General features: G+C 51.3%; 35 protein-coding genes, 1 other RNA gene and 1 other annotated feature. Of the genes, 26 read left to right on the plus strand and 10 right to left on the minus strand.

The window, feature by feature from the left end; genetic code table 11:
• The first annotated feature begins 27 nt into the window (after positions 1 to 27).
• The 4 genes from JDF658_RS05435 (at position 28) to JDF658_RS05450 (ending at position 1,638) form a co-directional block, all read left to right on the plus strand.
• Positions 28 to 297, plus strand: coding sequence for an SHOCT domain-containing protein (locus JDF658_RS05435; protein ID WP_078665471.1), 270 nt, complete (start codon positions 28 to 30; stop codon positions 295 to 297).
• Positions 298 to 313: 16 nt separating this feature from the next.
• On the plus strand, positions 314 to 676 hold the full coding sequence (locus JDF658_RS05440) for a YckD family protein (RefSeq protein ID WP_079906741.1): 363 nt from the start codon (positions 314 to 316) through the stop codon (positions 674 to 676).
• A 313-nt stretch (positions 677 to 989) separates the two neighbouring features.
• Positions 990 to 1,259, plus strand: coding sequence for an SHOCT domain-containing protein (locus JDF658_RS05445; protein WP_200803479.1), 270 nt, complete (start codon positions 990 to 992; stop codon positions 1,257 to 1,259).
• 16 nt (positions 1,260 to 1,275) lie between these two features.
• On the plus strand, positions 1,276 to 1,638 hold the full coding sequence (locus tag JDF658_RS05450; RefSeq protein ID WP_078665469.1) for a YckD family protein: 363 nt from the start codon (positions 1,276 to 1,278) through the stop codon (positions 1,636 to 1,638).
• A gap of 36 nt (positions 1,639 to 1,674) precedes the next feature.
• Here JDF658_RS05450 and JDF658_RS14220 read toward each other — a convergent pair whose 3' ends face one another.
• The 5 genes from JDF658_RS14220 to JDF658_RS05470 form a co-directional block, all read right to left on the minus strand.
• The gene (locus JDF658_RS14220) at positions 1,675 to 1,860 is read right to left on the minus strand and encodes a hypothetical protein (RefSeq protein WP_143311833.1); all 186 of its coding nucleotides are present in this window, start codon (positions 1,858 to 1,860) and stop codon (positions 1,675 to 1,677) included.
• 72 nt (positions 1,861 to 1,932) lie between these two features.
• Entirely contained in the window at positions 1,933 to 2,319 is a 387-nt protein-coding gene (locus JDF658_RS05455) for a YbaN family protein (protein ID WP_174182984.1), read from the minus strand.
• A gap of 37 nt (positions 2,320 to 2,356) precedes the next feature.
• Positions 2,357 to 2,680 (minus strand): DUF2325 domain-containing protein, encoded by a 324-nt coding sequence (locus tag JDF658_RS05460; RefSeq protein WP_078665468.1) that lies wholly within the window; start codon positions 2,678 to 2,680, stop codon positions 2,357 to 2,359.
• Positions 2,681 to 2,820: 140 nt separating this feature from the next.
• Positions 2,821 to 3,099 (minus strand): spore coat protein, encoded by a 279-nt coding sequence (locus tag JDF658_RS05465; RefSeq protein WP_079906742.1) that lies wholly within the window; start codon positions 3,097 to 3,099, stop codon positions 2,821 to 2,823.
• A 12-nt stretch (positions 3,100 to 3,111) separates the two neighbouring features.
• Positions 3,112 to 3,306, minus strand: coding sequence for a hypothetical protein (locus tag JDF658_RS05470; RefSeq protein ID WP_078665466.1), 195 nt, complete (start codon positions 3,304 to 3,306; stop codon positions 3,112 to 3,114).
• A gap of 108 nt (positions 3,307 to 3,414) precedes the next feature.
• Positions 3,415 to 3,647, plus strand: a binding site (T-box leader).
• A 51-nt stretch (positions 3,648 to 3,698) separates the two neighbouring features.
• Here JDF658_RS05470 and hisS point away from each other — a divergent pair.
• From hisS to ssrS, 3 genes are all read left to right on the plus strand, one after another.
• The gene (hisS, locus tag JDF658_RS05475) at positions 3,699 to 4,964 is read left to right on the plus strand and encodes a histidine--tRNA ligase (protein WP_078665465.1); all 1,266 of its coding nucleotides are present in this window, start codon (positions 3,699 to 3,701) and stop codon (positions 4,962 to 4,964) included.
• A 13-nt stretch (positions 4,965 to 4,977) separates the two neighbouring features.
• Positions 4,978 to 6,765: an aspartate--tRNA ligase gene (gene aspS / locus JDF658_RS05480; RefSeq protein WP_079906743.1), complete on the plus strand. Its 1,788-nt coding sequence runs from the start codon at positions 4,978 to 4,980 to the stop codon at positions 6,763 to 6,765.
• Positions 6,766 to 6,811: 46 nt separating this feature from the next.
• Positions 6,812 to 6,996, plus strand: a non-coding RNA gene (ssrS, locus tag JDF658_RS05485) — 6S RNA.
• 36 nt (positions 6,997 to 7,032) lie between these two features.
• On the opposite strand, the gene JDF658_RS14410 is transcribed toward ssrS, so the two are convergent.
• The 3 genes from JDF658_RS14410 to JDF658_RS05495 are packed head-to-tail and all read right to left on the minus strand — an operon-like array spanning position 7,033 to position 7,759.
• Positions 7,033 to 7,176, minus strand: coding sequence for a hypothetical protein (locus tag JDF658_RS14410; RefSeq protein ID WP_159071793.1), 144 nt, complete (start codon positions 7,174 to 7,176; stop codon positions 7,033 to 7,035).
• 5 nt (positions 7,177 to 7,181) lie between these two features.
• Positions 7,182 to 7,541, minus strand: a complete 360-nt coding sequence (locus JDF658_RS05490; protein WP_079906744.1) for a hypothetical protein — start codon at positions 7,539 to 7,541, stop codon at positions 7,182 to 7,184.
• Positions 7,538 to 7,759, minus strand: coding sequence for a hypothetical protein (locus JDF658_RS05495; protein ID WP_078665462.1), 222 nt, complete (start codon positions 7,757 to 7,759; stop codon positions 7,538 to 7,540). The genes JDF658_RS05490 and JDF658_RS05495 overlap by 4 nt, the downstream gene beginning before the upstream one ends.
• 420 nt (positions 7,760 to 8,179) lie before the next feature.
• On the opposite strand from JDF658_RS05495, the gene JDF658_RS05500 reads away from it, so the two are divergent.
• From JDF658_RS05500 to trxA, 3 genes are read left to right on the plus strand one after another with little or no spacing between them, the layout of a single operon-like run.
• Positions 8,180 to 8,989 carry a ThiF family adenylyltransferase gene (locus JDF658_RS05500; protein ID WP_079906745.1) on the plus strand — a complete coding sequence of 270 codons (810 nt, stop codon included), beginning with the start codon at positions 8,180 to 8,182 and terminating at the stop codon, positions 8,987 to 8,989.
• Between the two features lie 17 nt (positions 8,990 to 9,006).
• The gene (locus JDF658_RS05505) at positions 9,007 to 9,288 is read left to right on the plus strand and encodes a metal-sensitive transcriptional regulator (protein WP_078665460.1); all 282 of its coding nucleotides are present in this window, start codon (positions 9,007 to 9,009) and stop codon (positions 9,286 to 9,288) included.
• A 22-nt stretch (positions 9,289 to 9,310) separates the two neighbouring features.
• Positions 9,311 to 9,640, plus strand: a complete 330-nt coding sequence (gene trxA, locus JDF658_RS05510; protein WP_078665459.1) for a thioredoxin — start codon at positions 9,311 to 9,313, stop codon at positions 9,638 to 9,640.
• Between the two features lie 39 nt (positions 9,641 to 9,679).
• Here trxA and JDF658_RS05515 read toward each other — a convergent pair whose 3' ends face one another.
• Both JDF658_RS05515 and JDF658_RS05520 read right to left on the minus strand, forming a co-directional pair.
• The gene (locus JDF658_RS05515; RefSeq protein WP_079906746.1) at positions 9,680 to 10,129 is read right to left on the minus strand and encodes a hypothetical protein; all 450 of its coding nucleotides are present in this window, start codon (positions 10,127 to 10,129) and stop codon (positions 9,680 to 9,682) included.
• 85 nt (positions 10,130 to 10,214) lie between these two features.
• Positions 10,215 to 10,877, minus strand: coding sequence for a hypothetical protein (locus JDF658_RS05520; protein WP_078665457.1), 663 nt, complete (start codon positions 10,875 to 10,877; stop codon positions 10,215 to 10,217).
• Between the two features lie 141 nt (positions 10,878 to 11,018).
• On the opposite strand from JDF658_RS05520, the gene ltaE reads away from it, so the two are divergent.
• The 16 genes from ltaE to JDF658_RS05600 form a co-directional block, all read left to right on the plus strand.
• The gene (gene ltaE / locus JDF658_RS05525) at positions 11,019 to 12,059 is read left to right on the plus strand and encodes a low-specificity L-threonine aldolase (protein ID WP_079906747.1); all 1,041 of its coding nucleotides are present in this window, start codon (positions 11,019 to 11,021) and stop codon (positions 12,057 to 12,059) included.
• 1 nt (position 12,060) lies between these two features.
• On the plus strand, positions 12,061 to 13,341 hold the full coding sequence (locus tag JDF658_RS05530) for a replication-associated recombination protein A (protein ID WP_079906748.1): 1,281 nt from the start codon (positions 12,061 to 12,063) through the stop codon (positions 13,339 to 13,341).
• A gap of 95 nt (positions 13,342 to 13,436) precedes the next feature.
• Entirely contained in the window at positions 13,437 to 13,889 is a 453-nt protein-coding gene (locus JDF658_RS05535) for an Rrf2 family transcriptional regulator (RefSeq protein WP_078665454.1), read from the plus strand.
• Positions 13,890 to 13,904: 15 nt separating this feature from the next.
• Positions 13,905 to 15,104, plus strand: coding sequence for a cysteine desulfurase NifS (gene nifS / locus JDF658_RS05540; RefSeq protein ID WP_078665453.1), 1,200 nt, complete (start codon positions 13,905 to 13,907; stop codon positions 15,102 to 15,104).
• Positions 15,094 to 15,471, plus strand: a complete 378-nt coding sequence (gene nifU, locus JDF658_RS05545) for a Fe-S cluster assembly scaffold protein NifU (protein ID WP_078665452.1) — start codon at positions 15,094 to 15,096, stop codon at positions 15,469 to 15,471. Before nifS ends, nifU begins: the two co-directional genes overlap by 11 nt.
• 2 nt (positions 15,472 to 15,473) lie before the next feature.
• On the plus strand, positions 15,474 to 15,815 hold the full coding sequence (locus JDF658_RS05550) for a P-II family nitrogen regulator (protein ID WP_078665451.1): 342 nt from the start codon (positions 15,474 to 15,476) through the stop codon (positions 15,813 to 15,815).
• Positions 15,816 to 15,939: 124 nt separating this feature from the next.
• Positions 15,940 to 17,244, plus strand: a complete 1,305-nt coding sequence (locus JDF658_RS05555; protein WP_079906749.1) for an ammonium transporter — start codon at positions 15,940 to 15,942, stop codon at positions 17,242 to 17,244.
• Between the two features lie 97 nt (positions 17,245 to 17,341).
• Positions 17,342 to 17,677 (plus strand): nucleotidyltransferase family protein, encoded by a 336-nt coding sequence (locus tag JDF658_RS05560; protein ID WP_078665449.1) that lies wholly within the window; start codon positions 17,342 to 17,344, stop codon positions 17,675 to 17,677.
• Complete coding sequence (locus JDF658_RS05565; protein ID WP_079906750.1) at positions 17,637 to 17,996, plus strand: DUF86 domain-containing protein; 360 nt, start codon at positions 17,637 to 17,639, stop codon at positions 17,994 to 17,996. The genes JDF658_RS05560 and JDF658_RS05565 overlap by 41 nt, the downstream gene beginning before the upstream one ends.
• 23 nt (positions 17,997 to 18,019) lie before the next feature.
• Positions 18,020 to 19,246, plus strand: a complete 1,227-nt coding sequence (locus JDF658_RS05570; RefSeq protein ID WP_079906751.1) for a HAMP domain-containing sensor histidine kinase — start codon at positions 18,020 to 18,022, stop codon at positions 19,244 to 19,246.
• A gap of 12 nt (positions 19,247 to 19,258) precedes the next feature.
• Positions 19,259 to 20,143 carry a response regulator gene (locus tag JDF658_RS05575; RefSeq protein WP_078665447.1) on the plus strand — a complete coding sequence of 295 codons (885 nt, stop codon included), beginning with the start codon at positions 19,259 to 19,261 and terminating at the stop codon, positions 20,141 to 20,143.
• A gap of 83 nt (positions 20,144 to 20,226) precedes the next feature.
• Positions 20,227 to 20,949: an amino acid ABC transporter ATP-binding protein gene (locus tag JDF658_RS05580; protein ID WP_078665479.1), complete on the plus strand. Its 723-nt coding sequence runs from the start codon at positions 20,227 to 20,229 to the stop codon at positions 20,947 to 20,949.
• 20 nt (positions 20,950 to 20,969) lie between these two features.
• Positions 20,970 to 21,803 carry an ABC transporter substrate-binding protein gene (locus JDF658_RS05585; RefSeq protein ID WP_078665446.1) on the plus strand — a complete coding sequence of 278 codons (834 nt, stop codon included), beginning with the start codon at positions 20,970 to 20,972 and terminating at the stop codon, positions 21,801 to 21,803.
• A 58-nt stretch (positions 21,804 to 21,861) separates the two neighbouring features.
• On the plus strand, positions 21,862 to 22,518 hold the full coding sequence (locus JDF658_RS05590) for an amino acid ABC transporter permease (RefSeq protein WP_078665445.1): 657 nt from the start codon (positions 21,862 to 21,864) through the stop codon (positions 22,516 to 22,518).
• A gap of 14 nt (positions 22,519 to 22,532) precedes the next feature.
• On the plus strand, positions 22,533 to 23,198 hold the full coding sequence (locus JDF658_RS05595; RefSeq protein WP_078665444.1) for an amino acid ABC transporter permease: 666 nt from the start codon (positions 22,533 to 22,535) through the stop codon (positions 23,196 to 23,198).
• Positions 23,199 to 23,230: 32 nt separating this feature from the next.
• Positions 23,231 to 23,330 (plus strand): hypothetical protein (locus JDF658_RS05600; protein ID WP_278307832.1); only part of this gene is annotated, 100 nt, incomplete at its 3' end.

Below are 23,330 nucleotides of genomic sequence, written 5' to 3' on the forward strand. Positions count from 1 at the left end.
GAGGAACACGAAAGGAGTTGAGGTAAGATGATGATGGGACGCTGGTTTGGCGGTTGGGGATATGATCCCTTTATTGATGGAGGAGGTTGGTGGATGATGGGAATTGGCATGCTGTTCAATATCCTGTTCTGGGGAGCTTTGATTTACCTGGCGATCAGATTCTTGAACAAAAGCAGTGTTAACGGTTTTGACGGTAATCAGAGCGAAAACCCGGAAGAAATACTGCGTAAGCGCTATGCCCGGAGTGAAATCACCCGGGAAGAATACCAGCAAATGCTGGCAGACCTGAAAAAATAAAAGGAGGATGATGGACATGAAAAAGAAATGGTTAGCTCTGGTAGCGGCAGTACTTCTGGTGGCCTTTGCGGTTCCGGCCTTTGCGGCCATCACTGACGCTCAGAAGAAGGAAATCCTGGACTTGCAAAAACAAATTGTCGAGTTACGCAAGAAGATGGTTGACAAGTATGTGGAAGCGGGGCAACTAACCCCTGAACAAGGGAAGCTGATGAAAGAGCGTATGGACCAGATGGAAAAGTACCGGGAACAAAACGGAATCCTACCCGGGCCTGGTATGATGCAAGGTGGCGGCTGTGGGGGATTTGGTTTTGGTGCTAATGGCGGTTTCGGCGGGCCCATGATGCGGGGCGGCTGGGGCGCTCAAGCTCAGGGATTGTAAGTGAAAGGGGCTGAGATAGCCCCTTTTCTTATTGCTGGTCAGATTTGCCGACCTTATACCCGCGTTGCCAGTATCTCGATTCTCTAGGCAGTAATAATATCTTTATTATATGGATCGATAGCTATAACCTTTTTAGTTTCAGTAGCCAACTATACCTGTAATTTGCAGCCCCGCCATATCAAAAAACCAACTAGTATTTGCCAACAATTATCGCCAAATTATTCATTTTTCTGCCACAATTCGGCCTTAGTTTTGTCACAATCGAGGGGTATACTAAAGACAAGAGAAGGAACACGAAAGGAGTTGAGGTAAGATGATGATGGGACGCTGGTTTGGCGGCTGGGGATATGATCCCTTTATTAATGGAGGAGGTTGGTGGATGATGGGCATTGGCATGCTGTTCAATATCCTGTTCTGGGGAGCTTTGATTTACCTGGCGATCAGATTCTTGAACAAAGGCGGTTTTGGCAGTTTCGGCGGTAACCATGGTGAAACGCCGGAAGAAATTCTGCGCAAGCGCTATGCCCGGGGTGAAATTACCCGGGAGGAATACCAGCAAATGCTGGAAGATTTAAAAAAATAGGAGGAGGATGATGAAGATGAAAAAGAAATGGTTAGCTCTGGTAGCGGCAGTACTTCTGGTGGCTTTTGCGGTTCCGGCTTTTGCGGCCATCACTGACGCTCAGAAGAAGGAAATCCTGGATCTGCAAAAACAAATCGTTGAGCTGCGCAAGAAGATGATCGACAAGTATGTGGAAGCCGGGCAACTAACTCCTGAACAGGGTAAACTGATGAAGGACCGCATGGACCAGATGGAAAAATACCGGGAACAAAACGGAATCCTGCCCGGGCCTGGCATGATGCAAGGTGGCGGCTGTGGGGGATTTGGTTTTGGTGCTAATGGCGGTTTCGGCGGGCCCATGATGCGGGGCGGATGGGGCGTTCAAACTCAGGGATTGTAAGGAAAAGGGGGGTAGATAGCCCCCTTTTTTATTTTATTAAATCTTGCAAAGCGGTAAGGAATTTTTTTCTTCATTTAAAAGGTATTTATTTTTATCCTTTATTTTTTTTACATGTTCAAGACTGGTAAACTCAAAATCTACTTTAGCTAAACCATTTTTATACGAAATTAGATATGTTGTCTGATACTCATCATTAATTATTTTTTGCATTTCTTTTTCCACAAAGGGAGCACTAGCAGGCATACGATTTTGCAAAACTAAAATACTAGTATCTGTAAATTGAGGACAATAATATTATTCCTTTTCAGAGGTAAGCTTTTTCGGCGTGGATGTAGGTAAGCGGTAAAGATAAGTGCTGACTCCGAGAGCGGACATGACCAGGAGCATTTGCACTGGTAAGTTATTACGTAGCATCCAAATTGAAAAGCCAATAGAGAGGTTGAGCATGAGCAGAGAAATAACTTTGGCCCGTAGACTAATTGTACGGGTTTTTTCCCATTGTCTTAAGGGTGGACCAAAAATGTGATGGCTTAACAGCCACCGATGGGCTTTGGTTGAACTTCTGGCAAAACAGGCTGCAGCTAACAGCAAAAAGGGGGTAGTGGGTAAAACTGGCAAAAACATACCCAGTATCCCTAATACGACAAAAAGAAAACCTAAAATAACCAGAATACTGCGCATCCCTTTCCCCCTTTCATGAAAAATTTATTCGCCTCTATTATATCGTAGCTTTCACCTGCGAATCACTAGACATTTGCATTTTATCCCTGAAATGTAACAAAGCTTTTCTCAACTCACAAGTTCCCCGTCTGGAAAACACAATGGGAAGTTGGCGGCGTTTGGCCTGTTCCTTTATAACATCCATCAGTCCGTGGCTCACAAAATCGTAAAAAACGAGTACAATTTCCACATTGGCAGGGATACTTTTTTTCCTGGTTTTGGCTTTACGACCGCTCCAGTGAATTATTTCTTTACAACCATATTGTTTCAGTTCTTTTGGGATGTTACCAAGTTGATCGGCCCCAACCAGCAAGACTGTCAAAACAGCTCACCTCCATTTTACCCCCATATGTATAGAGAATGATTTTCATTTTCATTATATGCTTTCTTTTCAGCAATGTCAAGACAAAGTGTTCTCATAAAAGCCAAAAACTGCCGCCCAACGGACGGCAGTTTTTGGCCTTACTGCATTTGCAATTGCTGGGTAGCCTGGTTGATCTGATTTTGCACCCGGGCCAGTTCCTGTACAGTAGCAGCCTGAACCTGATACCAGCCCCGCTGGTTCATGGCCTGCCAGATTTGCTTCTGGTGATTCAGGGTCTTATTGAGGATATTCTGGCAGTCGGTGCGGAGAGCGTCATTGGCGCACTCCAGTACGCACATCAACATATGCTGGGCTGAGGCTTTGTGGTCAGAGAGCAACAGTTGCATTAAATCCTGGTCATTCAGTTTGGCGGGCATAGCTTTCACCTCCTATTGCAAATTGGTCTGAATGTGACGGGAGAGAGTGTTAATGAAATTCTGATGGTCGGCAATCATAGCCTGGCACATGCCTTTCAACTGGGGATCGGTGCAGTTTTCGGCGGCAAACTGCAAATGCTTGATACAGGCTGTTTCCATAGCGATGTGGTCATTGATCAGAGAAGCTTCTTTACCGGTTAAAGCCATCCTTGTTCCCTCCTTTCTCAGGCAATAGTTTGGCATATCTTACGGCCATTTATTAGCGTGAATTCTTGACAAATAGCAAGCAAAAGGATAAACTATTAGCCAGATATGGTAATGACAAGGAACGGGAAGAGTAGCCGGGACTGGCCTGCCAGGGAGAAGGGGTCGTGACTGGAAGCCCCTTTCAGGAAAAGCCGGTGAAAGACACCCGGGAGTTGGCGGTCGAACTTCAGCTTTAGCTGGATAGTAGGCTGGCCCGGTTGCCCACCGTTAACGGGCGAGAGGGGAACGGCTTTTTGGCTGTTCAACCAGGGTGGCACCGCGGGTAATGACCCGTCCCTGCGCAAGCAGGGACGGGTTTTTAGTTTTGGAGGGAATGGGAAAGGAGTGAAAGGATGCTAACCCAGAGACCAAAAGGAACCAATGATTTTTTGCCGCAGGAGACCTGGAAGTGGCAGTATGTAGAGCAAATTTTGCGGGAAGTTTGCCGTCAGTATGGCTATGGTGAATTGCGTACCCCTATTTTCGAGCATACCGAGCTCTTTCAGCGCGGGGTAGGGGAAACCACCGATATCGTGGAAAAGGAAATGTATACTTTTTTGGATAAAGGCGGTCGTTCTGTAACCTTACGGCCAGAAGGGACAGCGGCAGCAGCGCGGGCCTATCTGGAAAACCGGCTCCATGCCGGGCCCCAGCCGGTAAAGGTCTATTATATTGGTCCCATGTTCCGCTATGATAAGCCTCAGGCCGGGCGCTACCGCCAGTTCCATCAGTTTGGAGTTGAGGTTTTCGGTTCGGATGAGCCGGTGGTGGATGCGGAAGTAATCGCCATGGCCATGGAAATATACCGGCGCCTGGGTATCAAGGACCTGGAGCTAAACATCAACAGTGTAGGCTGTCCTGTCTGCAGGGCCCGGCACCGGGAAGCTCTGCAGGAGTTTTTGCGTCCGCAGCTGGCTTCCCTCTGCAAGGATTGTCAGAGCCGGTTTGAACGCAATCCCCTGCGGATTCTGGATTGTAAACAGGAAGGTTGTCAGGCAGCTACCCGGGGAGCGCCTACCATTACCCGGCAACTTTGTCCTGATTGCAAGGACCACTTCGACCAGGTGCAAACCCTTCTGAAGGCCCTGGGTGTACCTTTTACCGTCAATGAGCGACTGGTGCGGGGCCTGGACTATTATACCAAGACCGCTTTTGAAATTATGGTCAAGGATATCGGGGCCCAGAGTTCTATCTGCGGCGGTGGCCGTTATAATGGCCTGGTGGGGGAACTGGGCGGTGAGGATGTGCCCGGCATCGGCTTTGCCCTGGGCCTGGAACGCACCATTTTGACTATGGAAAAACAGGGGGTAGCCTGGCCGGAGGAGGCCGGCACCCGGGTCTTTGTGGCAGTATTAGGCACGGAAGCCCGGGAACAGGCCCTGGTGTTGACCCAGCAGCTGCGCAGCCGCGGCCTGGCTGCCGAAACTGACCTGCTGGGGCGCAGCCTTAAGGCCCAGCTGAAACAGGCGGACCGGCTCAAGGTCAGTTACACCGTGATTGTAGGTGGCGATGAGCTGCAGCGCGGCGAAGTGCAGCTTCGGAGCATGAGCGATAGCAGCCAGCAGGCTCTCAAGCTGGAACAGGTAGTGGATTACTTGACAGAAAAACTGAAACCGTAAGGAGGAAAAGGCAATGGAAGCATTACAGGGTTGGAAGCGGACCATGATGTGCGGCAGCTTGCGGGCAGCTGATGCCGGCAAAGAAGTAATTCTCATGGGCTGGGTCCAGCGGCGGCGGGACCATGGCGGCCTGATTTTCGTGGACCTCAGGGACCGGGAGGGTATCACCCAGGTGGTATTTAGCCCGGAAGTTGATCAGGAGGCGTTTGCTAAAGCGGAAGCGATTCGCAATGAGTACGTCATTGCTGTCAAAGGGGAAGTGCGCTTGCGTCCAGAAGGCACTGTTAACCCCAACCTGGCTACCGGGGAAGTGGAAGTGTATGCCCGGGAAGTGAAGGTGCTGAACGGGGCCAAAACACCGCCCTTCTATATCCAGGACAATATCGATGTAGATGAAAACCTGCGCCTGCGCTATCGTTACCTGGACCTGCGGCGGCCGGATATGCAGCGGGCCCTGGGTTTACGGCATCGGCTGGTCAAAACTATTCGGGACTATCTGGACGCCCGGGGCTTCTGGGAAATTGAAACTCCCATGCTGACCAAATCCACCCCGGAAGGGGCAAGGGATTACCTGGTGCCCAGTCGGGTCAACCCGGGCAAATTCTTTGCCCTGCCCCAGTCTCCCCAGATTTTCAAGCAAATACTCATGGTGGCTGGTATGGACAAATATTTCCAGATCGTGCGCTGTTTCCGGGATGAGGACCTGCGCAGTGACCGGCAGCCGGAATTTACCCAGCTGGACCTGGAGATGTCCTTTGTGGAACGGGAAGAGGTGCTGACCCTGATGGAAGAGATGATTGCGGAAGTGGTCAGGACTACCCTGGGCCGGGAAGTGCCTACTCCTTTCCCGCGGCTGACTTATGCCGAAGCCATGGCCCGCTATGGCTCGGACAAGCCCGATACTCGCTTTGGCATGGAACTGGTGGATTTGACCGATATCGCCGCTGGCTGTGAATTCAAGGTCTTTCGGGCTGCTGCCGATAACGGCGGAGTGGTCAAGGCTATCAATGCTAAAGGCTGTGCCCACTTCAGCCGCAAGGAGCTGGATGAGCTGACCCAGTATGTGGCTATCTATGGTGCCAAAGGCCTGGCCTATATCCAGATGACCCCGGAAGGCCCCAAATCTCCTATTGCCAAATTCTTCAAGGAGGAAGAGCTGCAGGCTATCCTGGAGCGGCTGGGGGCGGAAACAGGTGACCTCCTGCTCTTTGGGGCGGATACGCCCAGGATTGTGGCCGACTCCCTGGGCCACCTGCGGGTACATCTGGCGGAGAAACTGGGTCTGATTGACCCCGAGGCCATGAATTTCCTCTGGGTAGTGGACTTCCCCTTGCTGGAATGGGATGAGGAAGAAAAACGCTATGTCGCCATGCACCATCCCTTCACCTCTCCGATGGATGAAGACATTGAGCTGATGGATACTGATCCGGGCCGGGTGCGGGCCAAAGCTTATGATATGGTTCTGAACGGGGTGGAAATCGGTGGTGGCTCTATCCGGATTCACCGGCGGGATGTGCAGGAAAAGATGTTCCGCCTCCTGGGTTTAAGTCAGGAGGAGGCTGTAGAAAAATTTGGCTTTATGCTGGAGGCTTTTGAATATGGCACTCCGCCCCATGGTGGCATTGCTTTTGGTATCGACCGCCTGGTGATGCTGCTGGCAGGCCGGGATACCATCCGGGATGTCATCGCTTTCCCCAAAACCCAGAGTGCCAGCTGTCTGATGACCGGAGCGCCTTCGGAAGTAAGTGCTAAACAATTGAAGGAACTGCATATCAAGCTGGATGTTATACCCAGGAAGTAATGCTGTCTTGTCAAACCATCGGGTTTGTGTTAAGATAAAGGCAGATAAAACCCTGCGGTGTGCGTGAGGTCAGCGCGTGTTTAGAGCCAACACGTTCAGAAAAGGGAGCCCGGTCTCTGCTGGTGGAATGAATGCCCCCATAGTCAGGGGACTCAAGAAGCCCGCAGGAGGGCACCCACCTGCTGGGAGCAGGTTCTGAAACAGGCGGGCCCACGGCATCATGGGGTTGTCCGCTGTTAATTTATAAACAGGCAGTAGGCAAAAGGCCTACTGCTTTTTCTGTTTTTCATTGATGATAGTACGGGCCCCATTTAAAGCCAGCTTGAGAGCGCTGATCCAGACTTTAGCTTGTGCAGCCCAGTTGTTAAGCTGGCTGGGGTCTATCTTGATTTTTTTGGTCTTACCTGCCATTGCCCTCACCCTTTCAATTCTTCAGCGATCAAATTAATCACTTGTTGCCAGGCAGGAGGCATCTTGCTAAACTGGGGCTGCAGGGTGGTAAAAAGGGTCTTTACCAGCTGCAATCTTTCCGGAGTTGCGCTGGCAGCTCCCTGTCGGATTAGCTGTCTAACTTCTTCCAGCTCGGCAGCGCTGAGACTGCCGCCGGCATCAACTTTTTTGCCCCAGGTTAACAGTTTGTTTTTGGTTTCGGAATCCATATTGCCGCCGAATTGCTCCAGCAAAGAAACGATTACGCTGAAATTTAATTTGTTGGGGTTGGCCAGCAAATTCAGGGCCAGGGCCATAATTTCCTGGGGGGTAATTTTTTTACTCATCTTTTTTTGCCACCTCGCCTTTGATTTTTCATTTCTGTCCAGGCAGAAAGTACCGGTTCAGCTACTGCCAGTAACTCTTCGGCTATAACCAAAATGGACAAAAACTTATCCAGCCAGACCTGCCACTCCGTTTCCGGGCGGCTGACAGCACTGGTTCTGGCCGGAGATGCTACCGGTTGGCCACTGGAGAGGGGAATGATGATTTTTCTTTTTGCCACTGATTATCCCTTCTTTCGCAAAGACGGAAAGCCCCGCAGGGCTTTCCGCGGAGCTTAGTCCTGGTTGCCAGGATAGGGCCAGAAGGGGAATCCCAGCAACAGCAACACGATAATAATCACCACGATAACAACCACTTCTCTATTCCGGCGATGACCCATATGAATCCCTCCTTTTTAATACTTCAGATTACAGGACATCCAGTAACAAGAGGATGACCACAATCACCACAATGATGAAGATAAAATTGGGATAGTAATGCATAGGAGCTTCCCCCCTTCCCGATTTCTGCTTTATCTTACGGCAAAAGGCGGTCAGGGGTGCTCGGCGGTTAGCCTATTTTTCTGGGCTTGCGCTTGGGAAAGGAAATAGGGTATGATGGGAAAAAGAACTATTCTATGGGCTGTAGGAGGAAGACAGGTATGTTGCACAGATTTTCCCGCACAGAATTGCTGCTGGGGCCAGAAGGATTGGAACGGCTGCGCCAGGCCCGGGTGGCAGTCTTTGGTATTGGCGGGGTGGGTTCTTATGCTTGTGAAGCCCTGGCTCGAGCCGGGGTAGGGTCACTGGTGCTGGTGGACTATGATGATGTCTGTTTAACCAATATCAACCGGCAGATTCATGCTTTGAGCAATACAGTGGGGCGGCCTAAAGTGGAATTGATGGCGGAACGGATCAAATTGATCAATCCCGGAGCAGAGGTAGAATCCATCAAGGAATTTTATGCTCCTGAACATAGAGAGCGCCTGCTCAGGCCAGACTATGATTATGTAGTGGATGCCATTGATAATGTCACCGGCAAGCTGGACTTGATCAAGGGCTGTCTGGCGTTGAATATCCCCATAATTTCCGCCATGGGAGCAGGAAACAAACTGGATCCTACTGCTTTCCGGGTGGCAGATATTTCTGAAACGGCGGTCGACCCTCTTGCCCGGGTACTCCGGCGGGAATTGCGCAAAGCGGGGATCTACCGGGGGGTCAAGGTGGTTTATTCGGAAGAGCCACCCATCCCACCCAGGGTAGGGCTGGCTGATTGTAAGACCAATTGTGTTTGCACCAGCGAACAGGGCCGGGGCAGCTGCACCTTGCGGCGTCAGATTCCAGGCAGTGTTTCTTTTGTACCTCCGGTAGTAGGGATGATTATGGCCGGGGAAGTGGTAAAAGATTTATGCGGTCTTGTTGACAAAAGGACAAAAGGGGCATATAATAAAAAGCAAGATACCCGGGTATAGTATAGGGGGTGAGGATAGTGAACAGTACCGAAGTATCGGTAGAAGGCAAAGAGGAGATACTAAAAAGGCTGAGAAGGATAGAAGGGCAGGTCAAAGGGATACAGCGGATGATTGAAGAGGACCAGGATTGTCTGAAGATCCTCACCCAGATCGCCGCTGTTAAGGCAGCTGTTCAGGCTGTCGGAGTGACCATTGTAGAGCGCAATACCGTCAAGTGTCTGGAATCAGCCTGCAGCCAGGGGCGGCAGGATGAGTATGTCAAACATTTAGTAGAAGTGCTGATGCGCTTCGCTAAATAAGAAAAAAAGGAGGAGATTACATATGGCAGGCGCAAATGTTAAAACCTTTACTAATGCCAACTGGAAAGCGGAGGTTCTGGAAGCTACTCAACCGGTACTGGTGGATTTCTGGGCAGCCTGGTGTGGCCCTTGCCGCATGATCGCACCGGTAATTGACCAGCTGGCCGATGAATATGTCGGCAAAGTGGTAGTGGGCAAACTGAATGTGGATGAAAACCGGGAAACAGCCATTGAATACGGGGTCATGAGCATTCCCACCTTGTTGTTGTTCAAAGATGGCAAACCGGTAGAGCGGATTGTTGGCTACCAGACCAAAGAGCAACTGGCCCGCATTTTGGCCAAACACATCTAAATAAACAAAGGGGCATCCCTGGTGGGTGCCCTTTTAGTTTCATCTGACCTGTTTCAGTAAATAAATTTCTCGCTCGTTTTCGGCAATTTTGCTGGTCTGGTAATCGATATAGGCTTGAATATTAAATAGTTTTTTGTTGATATTCTCAACTTTACCGGATAATTCAACAACATCTTCTGTTGTCCGTTGCAAAGCAGCGGAAATATATTCGGTGCGGTGTTCAATAGAACGGGTCACAAGATACAGCTCACCCTGGCGTGTATCAATTCCGTCAACCCGCTGTTCCAGGCCATTCACGCGTTGCTCCAGGTTGTCCATACGTTGTTCCAGGCCATTCATGCGTTGCTCCAGGTTGTCCATACGTTGTTCCAGGCCATTCATGCGTTGCTCCAGGTTATCCATACGTTGTTCCAGCCGGTCGAAGCGCTGATTGAAAGTGCTATGCAAGTTTTCAACAGCATGCAGTATCTGGTATAACATTTGTTCCACCTTTTTCCCTCCCCCCATAGAAAATCCTGAATAAATTATAGCAAATGGGCATAGTGGAGAACAAGTGTTTTTGGGGAGAAAATTTTTAGAGAGCGATAATTTTATAGGGATGGGCGATCAGCCGTCTAGGGAGAGAAAAAGCCACCAGAGTCTGCTGATTATTGCAGATCTGCCAGCTGCCCACTTCTCTGGCCAGAGCCTGGGCCCGGGAGAAGACCAGGCCCAGGTTTTTCTGCAAACAAAGGGTGGCTCTTTGCAGAGCAGTATTCCAGGCGGTTTTGCTACTGGAATGGGATACTAGAAAAATCAAGGCATTAGGGGCTTCCAAAACAGGACCCTGTAACGGGAAGTCATCCAGTAAAGACATTTTTATATCTACCTGACAGGGAGGGGCTTCCCGGCAGTAGCTTGCGGAAACCATTGAGGGAACAGCTATCGGACCGAGATAAAGCAGGGGCTGACATTCAGAAACAGGCAAGTAGGCTGTCCAGCCAGCTTTGATAGTTATCGGCCAGAACCAGCCACCATGGCGGTTGAAATCAGCCAGGAGATGGGAGGAAAGTTTTAGTCCGGTCAGGCCCAGAAGCAAACTGGAGGGAATTTTGAAATGCAAAAGCTGTTGGATTTCCACAGCCAGTACGTGGCCAGTACGAGCCTGGGGTAAATATTTGCTGATTTGCCAGCTAAAGCGGTTTGGTTCCCGATGAGTCACCGGACAGACTGGAATTTGTAACTGAATTTCTTCCATATCCCTTCCCTCCTTGCCTTTTGTTCATTGATATGCAGCTAGCTCCCGGAATATGTGGGGAAAGATGGCGAGGAAAGAGAAGGTTTTTGGGGAAGAATGTAGAATGGGAAAAAAACAGAAACTGTCACAGGGGGGAATAAAGTGAAGTACATAGACTTACGCAGTGATACCGTAACCCAGCCGACCGAGGAGATGCGGCAAGCCATGGCCCGGGCGGAAGTGGGGGATGATGTTTACGGGGAAGATCCCACGGTTCGGCGATTGGAGGAAAAAGCGGCCGAGCTGTTTGGCAAAGAGGCGGCCCTGCTGGTACCCAGCGGGACTATGGGCAACCAGCTGGCGGTGCTGGCCCATACCCAGCGGGGAGATGAGGTTATAGTAGAGGCAGAAGCTCATGTCTTTTTCTATGAGGTAGGAGGCCTGGGCGCCCTGGCCGGAGTCCAGACCCGTACCATCCGCGGGGAAAAAGGGGTGTTGCCGGCTACCAGGGTGCGGGAGGCCATTCGCCTCAGTGATATTCATTTTCCACGCACGGCCTTGATCTGCCTGGAAAATACCCATAACCGGGCGGGGGGAACAGTAATGGGGCTTCAGGAAATGGAGGCTATTGGCCAGATTGGCAAGGAATATCAAATTCCCATTCATTTGGATGGGGCCAGGATTTTCAATGCTGCCACCTACCTTGGACTGCCGGTAAAGGTGCTGACCAAGGATATGGATTCGGTGATGTTTTGCCTCTCCAAGGGTCTGGCAGCTCCTATCGGTTCCATGCTGGTCGGGTCTGCCCAGTTCATTGCCCGCGCCCGGCGTTTGCGGAAAATGCTGGGCGGTGGTATGCGTCAGGCCGGGATAATTGCGGCAGCTGGAATGGTGGCCCTGGAGACCATGGTGGAGCGGCTGGCAGAGGACCACCGGCGGGCCCGTCAGCTGGCGGAGGGATTGGCTGCCATTCCCGGGCTGAAGGTGGACTTGGAACGGGTACAAACTAATATCGTAGTGGCTGATATTATGGCAACAGGCTTGAGTCCGGCGGTTTTCCTGGGCAAATTGAAAGAACAGGGGGTACTGGCCGCAGCATTTGGCGGCAATCTGGTGCGGTTTGTTACCCATAAAGATATCGATGATCTGGATATTGATCAGGCACTAATGGAAATCGAGAGGATTTGCCGGAAAGGGAGATAGTATGAATCTGTTTGAACAGGCTAATCTGACGGGACGGGGGAAAATGGCTCCCCTGGCGGACCGCATGCGCCCTCGTACCCTGGAGGAGTTTGTGGGGCAGGAGGAAATTGTGGGGCCGGGGCGGCTTTTACGCCGGGCCATTGAGGCTGACCAGCTCAGTTCCATGATATTTTACGGTCCGCCGGGCACGGGAAAAACGGCCCTGGCCAAAGTAATCGCCAACCAGACCCGGGCTGTGTTCACTCAGCTCAATGCCGTGACTTCTGGTGTCAGTGAGCTGCGCCAGGTCACAACAGCGGCAAAAGAACGCCTGCTGTACGAGCAAAAGCGGACTCTTTTGTTTATTGATGAGATTCACCGTTTTAATAAAAGCCAGCAAGATGCCCTGTTACCTTTTGTAGAGGATGGGACCATCATTTTGATTGGGGCGACCACGGAAAATCCCTACTTTGAAGTGAATAAGGCTTTGCTTTCCCGCTCCCGGGTTTTTCAATTCCGCCCCTTGACTGAACAGCACATCCTGGAACTGCTGCGTCGCGCTCTCGACGATGAGGAGCGGGGCCTGGCCGGTTACCGGCCGGAGGTGACCGAGGAGGCCCTGCGGCATTTAGCCCGGATGGCCAACGGTGATGCTCGCACGGCTTTGAATGCCCTGGAGCTGGCGGTGCTGACAACTCCGCCGCAGGAAGACGGCAGGCGGTTGGTAGACCTGGCGGTGGCGGAGGAATCCATCCAGCGCCCGGCCTTGCTTTATGATAAAAGCGGGGACCAGCATTATGATGTGATTTCGGCTTTTATCAAGAGCATGCGCGGTTCCGATCCCGATGCCACACTGCACTATCTGGCCCGCATGCTGGAGGCGGGGGAAGAGCCGGAGTATATAGCCCGCCGGATTATTGTCCATGCCGCCGAAGATGTGGGACTGGCTGATCCCCAGGCCCTGGTGGTGGCGGTAGCTGCTGCCCAGGCGGTGGAACGGATTGGTATGCCGGAAGGCAGGCTACCGCTGGCTCAGGCTGCTCTCTATGTGGCACTGGCACCCAAGGAAAACCGGATTATCAAGGCTATTGATGCGGCTCTGGCTGATGTGCGGGCTGGCAAAGGGGGACCGGTTCCCCTCCATTTGCGGGATACCCATTACGCGGGAGCCCAGGATCTGGGCCACGGACAGGGATACAAGTACCCCCATAATTATCCGGGGGCCAGGGTGGAACAGCAATATCTGCCCGATGATCTGCGGGGTCGGCAGTACTGGCCCCGACAGGAGAAAAAAGACGAGTAAAATAGTTGGATTTCAAATTGACAAATATACCCCTGTATGCTATTATATGACCAGAAAGAAAACCGACGAATTTGCTAGGAATTGAGGTGAGGGGCATGAAGCTGTCCACGCGCGGTCACTATGGGGTGCAGGCTATGTTCGATCTGGCCCAGCACTACGGGGAAGGACCGATTCCTTTAAAAAGCGTGGCAGAACGCCAGAACCTCTCCGAACACTATCTGGAACAGCTGGTGGGCAGCCTGCGCAAGGCTGGCCTGGTCAAAAGCATTCGCGGAGCCCAGGGAGGTTATATCCTGGCCCGGGACCCGAAGGAGATCACCGTCGGGGACATTATCCGGGTGCTGGAAGGCCCGGTGGCTCCGGTAGAGTGTGTCGGTGAGGAGATGCAGGAAAGCTGCAATCGCCTGGATGTCTGTATTACCCGGCTGGTCTGGCAGCGGGTGAAGGAAACCATCGACCAGGTGCTGGATTCCATCACTCTGGCCGATATGCTGGAAGAAGCAGAGAAGTTGAAACAGCAAGGTGATTTTTATATGTACTATATTTAAAGGAGATGAAAGCAAATGCGGCGCATATACATGGACCACAGTGCTACCACTCCGGTGGATCCGGAGATTGCCCAGGCTATGGTCAAGTACATGACTGAGGATTTCGGTAACCCCTCCAGCATTCATGCCTTTGGCCGGGAAGCCCGCAAGGCGGTGGAAGAGGCCCGGGAGCGGGTGGCAAAAGCTATCGGTGCCAATCCCCAGGAAATCATTTTCACCAGTGGCGGTACAGAGGCGGATAATATGGCCATACTGGGGGTAGCCCAGGCTAACTGCAAGAAGGGCAATCATATCATCACTTCCTCGGTGGAACACCACGCTGTACTGGATACCTGCAAACATTTGGAGAAAAATGGCTATTCTGTCACTTACCTGCCTGTGGATGAATATGGCCGGGTACGGGTGGAGGATGTGGAAAAGGCTATAACCAAAAACACCATCCTCATTACCATCATGCATGCCAACAATGAGGTGGGTACCATCCAGCCCATTGCTGAAATTGGCCAGCTGGCCAAAAAGCATGGAGTGCTCTTCCATGTCGATGCCGTGCAGTCTTTTGGCAAGATTCCGGTGAATGTGGATGAGCTGCAGGTGGATCTGCTCTCCCTTTCCTCCCATAAAATCTATGGGCCGAAAGGAGTAGGAGCTCTCTACATCCGCCGCGGTACCCGCATCACTCCTATCACCCACGGTGGGGCCCAGGAGCGCAAGCGCCGGGCCGGTACGGAAAATGTGCCGGGGATTGTCGGCTTTGGCCTGGCAGCGGAAAAAATTGTAGCGGAAATGGCAGAAGAAAGCCCGCGCCTGCAGGCTTTGCGGGACAAGCTGATCAAAGGCATTATGGAAAAAATGGATTATGTCAAGCTCAATGGCCATCCGACTGAACGGCTGCCCCATAATGTCAATTTCAGTTTCCACTTCATTGAGGGCGAATCGCTGCTTTTAATGCTGGATATGAAGGGTATCGCCGCTTCCAGTGGTTCAGCCTGTACTTCCGGTTCCCTGGATCCTTCCCATGTCTTGCTGGCCATGGGGCTGAGCCATGAAGTAGCTCACGGTTCCCTCCGCCTGACCCTGGGCAAGGTCAATACAGAAGAGGATGTGGATTATGTCCTGGAGGAGTTGCCGAAAATTGTACAGCGGCTGCGGGAAATGTCTCCCCTGGGGCCGGGAGTGACTATTGAAGCAAAGGAGTGTTATCATCATGTACACTGAGAAAGTAATGGACCATTTCACCAATCCCCGCAATGTGGGGGAAATTCCCGATGCCGATGGGGTAGGGCAGGTCGGCAATCCTTCCTGTGGGGATATCATGAAAATTTTCATTAAAGTGGACAATGATGTGATTACAGATATTAAATTCAAGACCTTCGGCTGCGGGGCAGCAGTAGCTACCAGTTCCATGGTCACTGAGATTGTCAAGGGCAAGACCATTCAGGAAGCCCTGCAGGTCACTAACAAAGATGTGGCTGAAGCTCTGGAAGGTCTACCACCCCAGAAAATGCACTGTTCCAACCTGGCTGCTGATGCTCTGCACGCAGCGATCAAGGATTATCTGCAAAAGCAGGGACGCAGTGAGTAAGGATGAAAAAAATCGAAGCCGTAATTCGGCCGGAGAAACTGAATGAGGTTAAACAGGCATTAGAAGCCTACGGGATCAAGGGTATGACTGTCTCCCAGGTAGTAGGCTGTGGACTGCAAAAAGGGCGGACTCAGCTTTATCGGGGTACGGAAATCAACCTCAACCTTTTACCCAAAGTGAAACTGGAACTGGTGGTACCCAATGCCTGTGTCGAAGAAATTATGAATGTTATACTAAATTCTGCTTGCACAGGCGCCGTGGGTGATGGTAAAATATTTGTGACAGCAGTGGAAAATGCCATCCGGATTCGAACTGGAGAAGAAGGAGAGGCAGCTCTTACTTAATAAGTTTTAACCCGGTGCGATGGGGTACCGGTTGAAAAAGGCGATGACGCCGATAGGACAGTCAAGGTAGACTGTCTTGTCGGCGTTTGTTTTTTTTATTCCACGAGGAGGAGGAGAAAGGACAATGGAGTTGAATTTGCAAAATCTGTCTGTGGGTCTGGATACTATCTGGGTTTTGCTGGCAGCAGCTCTGGTTTTCTTTATGGAAGCCGGCTTTGCGGCCCTGGAGGCGGGGTTTGTCCGCTCCAAAAATACATTGAATATCATCATGAAAGTATTAATGGATTGTGCTCTGGGTTTACTGGCTTACTGGGCTGTCGGTTTCGGGTTGATGTACGGGCAAAGCAAGGGCTGGTTTGGCACTAATGGTTTTTTTCTGCAAGGGGATTTCAGTTTTCTCGGTTTAAATATTCCAGTCTCTGTTTTCTGGCTCTTTCAGGCTGCCTTTGCCGTGGCAGTGGCCACTATCGTATCCGGTGCGGTGGCGGAACGGATGAAATTCAGTGCCTACCTGATTTTCAGCGCAGTAGCTACCGGACTCATTTACCCGCTGGCTGCCGGCTGGGTCTGGAATAGCAATGGCTGGTTGCATAACCTGGGCATGCTGGATTTTGCCGGTTCCGCTGCGGTGCATGCCGTTGGCGGCTGGGCGTCCCTGGCGGCGGCGATGGTGCTGGGGCCGCGGCTGGGCAAGTATGGTAAGGATGGCACTATCAATGCCATTCCTGGACATAATATCCCGCTGGCAGCACTGGGGGGCTTTATCCTCTGGTTTGGCTGGTTTGGCTTCAATGCGGGCAGCACTCTTTCCGCTTTGCACAAAGACATCGGCCTGATTGCTCTCAATACCAACCTGGCGGCAGCAGCCGGGGGTACGATGGGTTGTCTCTACACAATGTTCCGTTTTGGCAAGGCCGATGTCAGTATGGCTATTAACGGGGCCCTGGCCGGGCTGGTGGCTATAACCGCTGGTTGCGCCTATCTGGAACCGGCGGCTGCGGTAGCGGTGGGCCTGATTGCCGGCTTGCTGGTGGTGGAAGCTATTGGTCTCTTTGACCGCCTGCGCATTGATGATCCAGTGGGGGCTATTGCCGTCCATGGGGTTGGCGGCAGTTTTGGCACCCTGGCGGTGGGCTTGCTGGCCAAAGACGGTGGCCTCTTCTATGGCGGTGGCTGGCATTTGTTCCAGGTGCAGTTGATTGGGTTACTGGCCGTTTCAGTCTTTGCTTTTGCTGCAACTTACCTGTTGTTCCGGCTGCTGGCTGCGACAATCGGCATCAGGGTAAGTGCCGAAGAGGAACTGGAGGGACTGGATATAGCCGAGCACGGCTTCCAGGCCTATAATGAACTGGTCAACGGTAGCTTCAGTACAGCAGCATTGCCATCAGTTCTGGCGGAAAGCTGGGTGGAAAAGGTAGAAACCAATTAGAGTATGTGCCGGCCTTCGGGCCGGTTTTTTGCTGGCAAGGTAAAGAAAATTTATGATAAAATGAGGATAGTAATACAAAATCGAAAGGACTGGGAGTATGTCAAAAGAGTCTATTTATTCTTTAGAGGACATAAAAAATAAACTTGAACCGATATTCAGGAAGTTTGGGTTAAAAAGAGCTGCTGTTTTTGGCTCTTATGCCAGAAAGGAAGCCAGCATGAGTAGCGATGTGGATCTGCTTGTTTTATTGGATGACACTTTTGAACTGGAAAAATACTTAAAATTCGAGGCAGCTGTTAAAAGGGCACTAAAGAAGAATGTAGATATTCTAGAATACAGATGTATTAACCCTGTTATGAGAGATGATATTTTAAAGGAGGCTATAGAAATTTATGGAAACAAGAGACAGGAAAATACTCCTGGTAATTCTTGAGGATATAGAAGACATTTATAAGGCACTAGATGAATTTAGTTGTGATACTATGGAGAAATTTTTAGCAAGTCGTTTGTTACAAAAGTGTGTAGTGATGAGTTTGATAAATATTAGTGAAGGAATAGGAGAACTGAGTAAAGAATTGAAATCCAAGTACAAACAAATTGATTGGAGTCAGTTTAAAAAGTTACGTAATATTGCCGCACATAAGTATGGAGCTATTAATTTTGTTGTAGTATGGAATATTATCAACAAAAATATCCCTATTTTCAAAAAAAGTATAATTAACATTTTAAAAGAAACTGAGATACAGCAATAAAAAACTTTAGTTGGAGGACTACAATGCTAGTTTTACTGGTAGCTATCGGTACGGCCCTGCTGGGGGAAGTGAAAATTCAGCCTTTCGGGACGGCTTTTCGCTTTGGCCTGGGCAGTGTGTTCTTTTTGCTGGCCCTGATATTCTGGCGCCAGCTGCCATTGCGCCTGACCGGCCTGGTGGTGGGCCTGACCACTGTTGCCTGGCGGATAGGGCTGGCCAGCTATCACGGGCTAAGCTGGAGCGAGGCTTTGTGGCTGCATTTGCCGGCCCTGGCCTACTACCTGACCCTGGTTTTCTTCTTGCATAATGCGGGCTGGGAGAGCAAGCGGGAACAGCCCCTGCAACTGGGGGGACTGGTGGCTCTGGCTGATGGCGGGGCCAACCTGGTGGAGATGCTGGTACGCACCGGTTTCAATCTGGAGCTGCTCACCCCCGGAAAACTGTGGGCCTTGCTGGTCGTAGCCGTGCTGCGGGGGTTAGCCGTGGTTTTGCTGGCCGATGTCCTGCTGCAGGAACGGCATCGGACCACCAGGGAAGTGGAAGAGGAACACCTGCTCAGGCGGTTACTGGTGGGGTCTAACCTGCACATGGAGGCTTTTTTTCTGCGCAAATCCATGGCCCAGGTGGAAACGGTAATGGCGCGCAGCCATGAACTCTATCAGAAATTGAAAAATCGTCAACCGGTTCCTGATCCCCTGGCCAAAATGGCCCTGGATGTGGCCAAAGAGGTCCATGAAATCAAAAAAGATCTAAAACGGCTGGAAGAAGGCTTAAATCAGCTGCTGGCCGAAGAGCCGGTAACTGAGGTGCTGACGGTAGAGGAAATTCTGGAGCTGGTGGCAGCCACCAACCGGGCCTACGCCCAAACTCTGGGCAGGAAGATCGAAATACAGACTGAGGCGGAAGGACAGTATGTCACTGACCGTATTTATCCGCTGGTTTCCATCTTGAACAACCTGGTGCAAAATGCAGTGGAGGCCATGGAGGAAGGACAGATCATCCTGCGGGCCGGGCTGGTAGCGGGTAAACTGGAGCTGCTGGTAGCCGATAATGGCCCGGGCATCGCACCCCGGGACCAGGAGCTGGTGTTTGAACCCGGTTTTACCACCAAATTTACCCCGGAAGGGCGGCCTTCCACCGGGATAGGGCTGACCCAGGTCCGGGATATGGTAGAGCATCTGGGCGGGGAGATCAGTTTGTCTTCCCAGCCTGGAACCGGAACCGTTTTTGCTATCAAAGTACCCTTGTAGGGGAGGTGACCTATGGGCGAATTCAAATTCATGATTATCGATGACGACCGTATCTGCAGGCGCATGTTGAGTATGATCATCGAACAGGAAGGTTTAGGGGAAGTAGTCGGGGAACTGGAGACCGGGGAAATGGCCGATATGGTGGTGATGCAGGTCCGGCCCGATGTAGTGCTGGTGGACTTGTTGCTACCCGGTCAGGATGGGGTTGAGGTAGTAGCTGCCCTGAAAGAAAGAGGTTTTACGGGGGCCATTGTCATGATTTCTCAGGTGGAAAACAAGGAAATGGTGGCCGGTGCCTATCAGGCGGGCGTGGATTTTTATATCCACAAACCCATCAACCGGGTGGAAGTGGTATCGGTTTTGCAAAAAGTGCTGGCCAATTTGCGCCTGACCCAATCCCTGGCCCAGGTGCGCAATTCCCTGGCAGCATTGGATTGGATGGTGGGCAACCAGCAACCGGAACGGAGCAGTGACAGGGAGAGCGGCAGCAAGAAAATGCGCCGGGTTTTGCGGGACCTGGGACTGGCGGGGGAAATGGGCAGCCGGGAACTGAACTGGCTGGTGGAGATTTTGCGGGAGAAGGAAGAAGAAGGGCGCACTCCGGCCAACCTGCAGCTCAAAGAGCTATATCAGGAATTGCAGGAACGCTACCGCCAGGAAACTGGAGAAGAGGTGGATCTGGGTACCCTGGAGCAGCGCATTCGCCGGGCAGTACACGAAGCTATGGAACATCTGGCCGCTTTAGGGGCGGAAGATTACCATGATCCTCTTTTTGAATACTATGCTCCCCGCTTTTTTGATTTTAACGAAGTACGGGCCAAATTGCGAGGAGAAAAGGGCAAGATCAACCTGAAAAAATTCATCATGGCCCTTTATGATGAGGTTACGCATCAATAACTGGAGTATACAATGTAGGCTCCAGTTATTTTTTTGTAGTTTTTTGTGGGCTGGTCACCAAAATGGAGCCAGAGGTGAGAGCAGTGATCAAGTTCAAGAATGTCAATAAATATTTCGGCAACCATCATGTCCTCAAGGATATCAATCTGGAAATCCGGGAAGGGGAAGTGGTGGTGGTCATCGGCCCCTCCGGCTCGGGGAAGAGCACCATGTTGCGCTGTATCAACCAGCTGGAGAAGATTTCTTCCGGTGAATTGATAGTGGACGGTTTCCGGCTGGATGACCCAAAGGTGAATATAAATCTCTTACGGCAGGAAATCGGCATGGTTTTCCAGCATTTCAATCTCTATCCTCACAAGACGGTGCTGGAAAATATCACTTTGGCTCCCATCAAGGTCAAAAAAATGGACCCCCGGGAAGCGGAAAAAATTGCCCGTTACTATCTGCAAAAGGTAGGCATTGCTGAAAAGGCTGACGCCTATCCCAGCCAGCTTTCCGGTGGCCAGCAGCAAAGGGTGGCCATTGCCCGGGGTCTGGCCATGAAGCCGAAAATCATGCTCTTCGATGAGCCCACCTCAGCCCTGGACCCGGAAATGGTCAATGAGGTACTGGATGTAATGAAGTCCCTGGCCCGGGAGGGAATGACCATGGTGGTGGTTACCCATGAGATGGGCTTTGCCCGGGAAGTGGCCGACCGGGTGATTTTCATGGATGAGGGGCGCATTATCGAGGAAGGCACCCCGGAACATTTCTTCAAAGAGCCCAAAGAGGAGCGAACCAGGCTCTTCTTAAGCAAAATTCTCTAAAAACAAGGGAGGTTGAACCGATGAAACTGAAAAAACTGATAGCATTGGCTTTCGCCGGGATCCTGTCTCTTGGACTGCTGGCCGGCTGCGGAGGCGGCGGAGAGCAGAAACAGGCGGAAAACCAGCCGGCAGCCGGAAAGGCTGGCAAACTGGAGCAAATCAAACAGCGGGGCAAATTGATTGCCGGTGTCAAGTATGATGTACCCCTGTTTGGCATGCTCAATACCCAGACCAACCAGGTAGAAGGCTTTGAAATCGACCTGATGAAGGAACTGGCCAAAAAGATTTTTGGTGATGAGAGCAAAGTGGAATTCGTCAAGGTTGAATCCAAAACCCGGATTCCTATGCTGCAAAACGACCAGGTGGATATTGTGGCCGGTACCATGACCATTACTGAAGAGCGGAAAAAGCAAATTGACTTTTCCGATGTCTATTTTGAAGCCGGTCAGTCCCTGCTGGTCAAGAAAGGCAGCTCCATTAAATCAGTGGATGATTTGAAAGGCAAGAAAGTAGCGACTGTCCAGGGTTCCACCAGTGCCAAGAACATTCGGGCCAAGGCTCCGGAAGCCCAGGTGCTGGAATTCCCCACCTATCCCGAAGCCTTCCTGGCTCTGCAAAATGGCCGGGCTGATGCTATGACCACTGATAACTCCATCTTGCTTGGTTTTGCCCAGCAGGATCCTAATGTAGAACTGGTAGGCGGGCTCTTTACTTCCGAACCCTACGGTATGGGCTTTAAGAAAGGCAATGATGACTTTGTCAAGTTTGTCAATGACTGGCTGAAGGAAATGAAGGACAGCGGCAAGTACGCTGAACTGTATAAAAAGTGGTTTAAAGAAGAACCCCCCAAGTAAGCGGCCGGGGTCCCCTGCCCGGGGACCCCTTTAAATTGCACCGGAGGAGGTAGTTTGTATGACCAACTGGGCAGATGTCTGGCAACGCTCGGATCAATTCTTCTCCGGGCTGGCCATTACCCTGCAGGTATCCTTGCTGGCCCTGGTTCTGGCCCTGGCGATTGGCGTAATTGTAGCGGTTTTGCGGGTTATCGAAAACCCGGTAACCCAGTTTATCGGCAAATGGTATGTGGAGTTTTTTCAAAATACACCCCTGGTAATTCAGGTCTTTTTCTTTTATCAGGGTTTGCCCTCTTTGGGGGTAAGCCTGTCGGAATTTACCTGTGGCACCCTGGGGCTGGGCATTTATACCGGTGCCTATATTGCCGAAGTGTTTCGGGCTGGCATCCAGTCCATTCCCAGAGGACAGTGGGAAGCGGCCCGCTCCCAGGGCTTCACTTATCTGCAAACCATGGGTTATATCATTCTGCCCCAGGCCTTGCGGGTAGCTTTGCCCCCGCTGGGCAACCAGGTGGTAAACCTGGTGAAAAACTCGGCCATTCTCAGCACCATTGCCGTTGCTGACCTGATGTATAATGCCAACCTGGTTTCTGCCGAAACTTTTATCGTTTTTGAAGTCTATATTTTTGCTGCCTTACTCTATCTGACTTTGACAATTCCCCTGAGTGCCCTGGTGGAATACCTGGAACGCCGGGTAGCTCAAGGTTATCATTAAAGGAGGGCTGAAGGATGACTACAAGTGGCTGGGCTCCCTTTCTGGATTTAAATAACCTAACCTTTCTGGCGGCTGGTTTGCGCTGGACCCTGGGGTTAGCCGCCCTGAGCATAGCCTTCAGTCTGTTTTTCGGTGTGCTGCTGGCTCTGATGCGCATTTCGGGCTGGAAGTTCCTGAGCGGGCCGGCCTATCTCTATATCCATGCCTTGCGCAATAGCCCCTTGTTGCTGATCATCTTTTTTACCTATTTTGCCTTGCCCCGGATGGGGATCAGCCTTTCGCCCTTCTGGGCCGGGGTGGTGGCTTTGACCATCTTTACTTCTGCTCTGGTAGCGGAGATATTCCGGGGCGGAATTCAGGCGGTGCCTAAAGGGCAATGGGAAGCGGCTCGCTCCCAGGGTTTCACCTGGGCCCAGACTATGGCTTATATTATTTTGCCCCAGGCTTTCAAGAAAATTATACCGCCCCTGGTCAGCCAGTTTACTTCCCTGATCAAGGATACTTCCTATTGTTTCATCATTTCGGTACCGGAGCTGTTCAGCCAGGGCCAGGTTTTCTTCAGCCGTTACAATAACCCGATGCAGACTTTGCTGGTGGAGGCAGTGATCTATTTTGTCATCTGCTATGCCCTGACTTCCTACAGCCGCCGCCTGGAACGCAAGTTGGCCTATGGCCACTGATTGTGGTATAGTATATCCTGAGGTGATTTGTAGTGAAACCCACAGTGGCGGTTGGCATGAGCGGAGGCGTGGACAGTTCGGTAGCGGCCGCTCTTTTAAAAGAGCAAGGATATAATGTTATCGGCATAACCC

This window comes from Carboxydocella sp. JDF658 (genome assembly GCF_002049395.1).
Lineage (GTDB): Bacteria > Bacillota.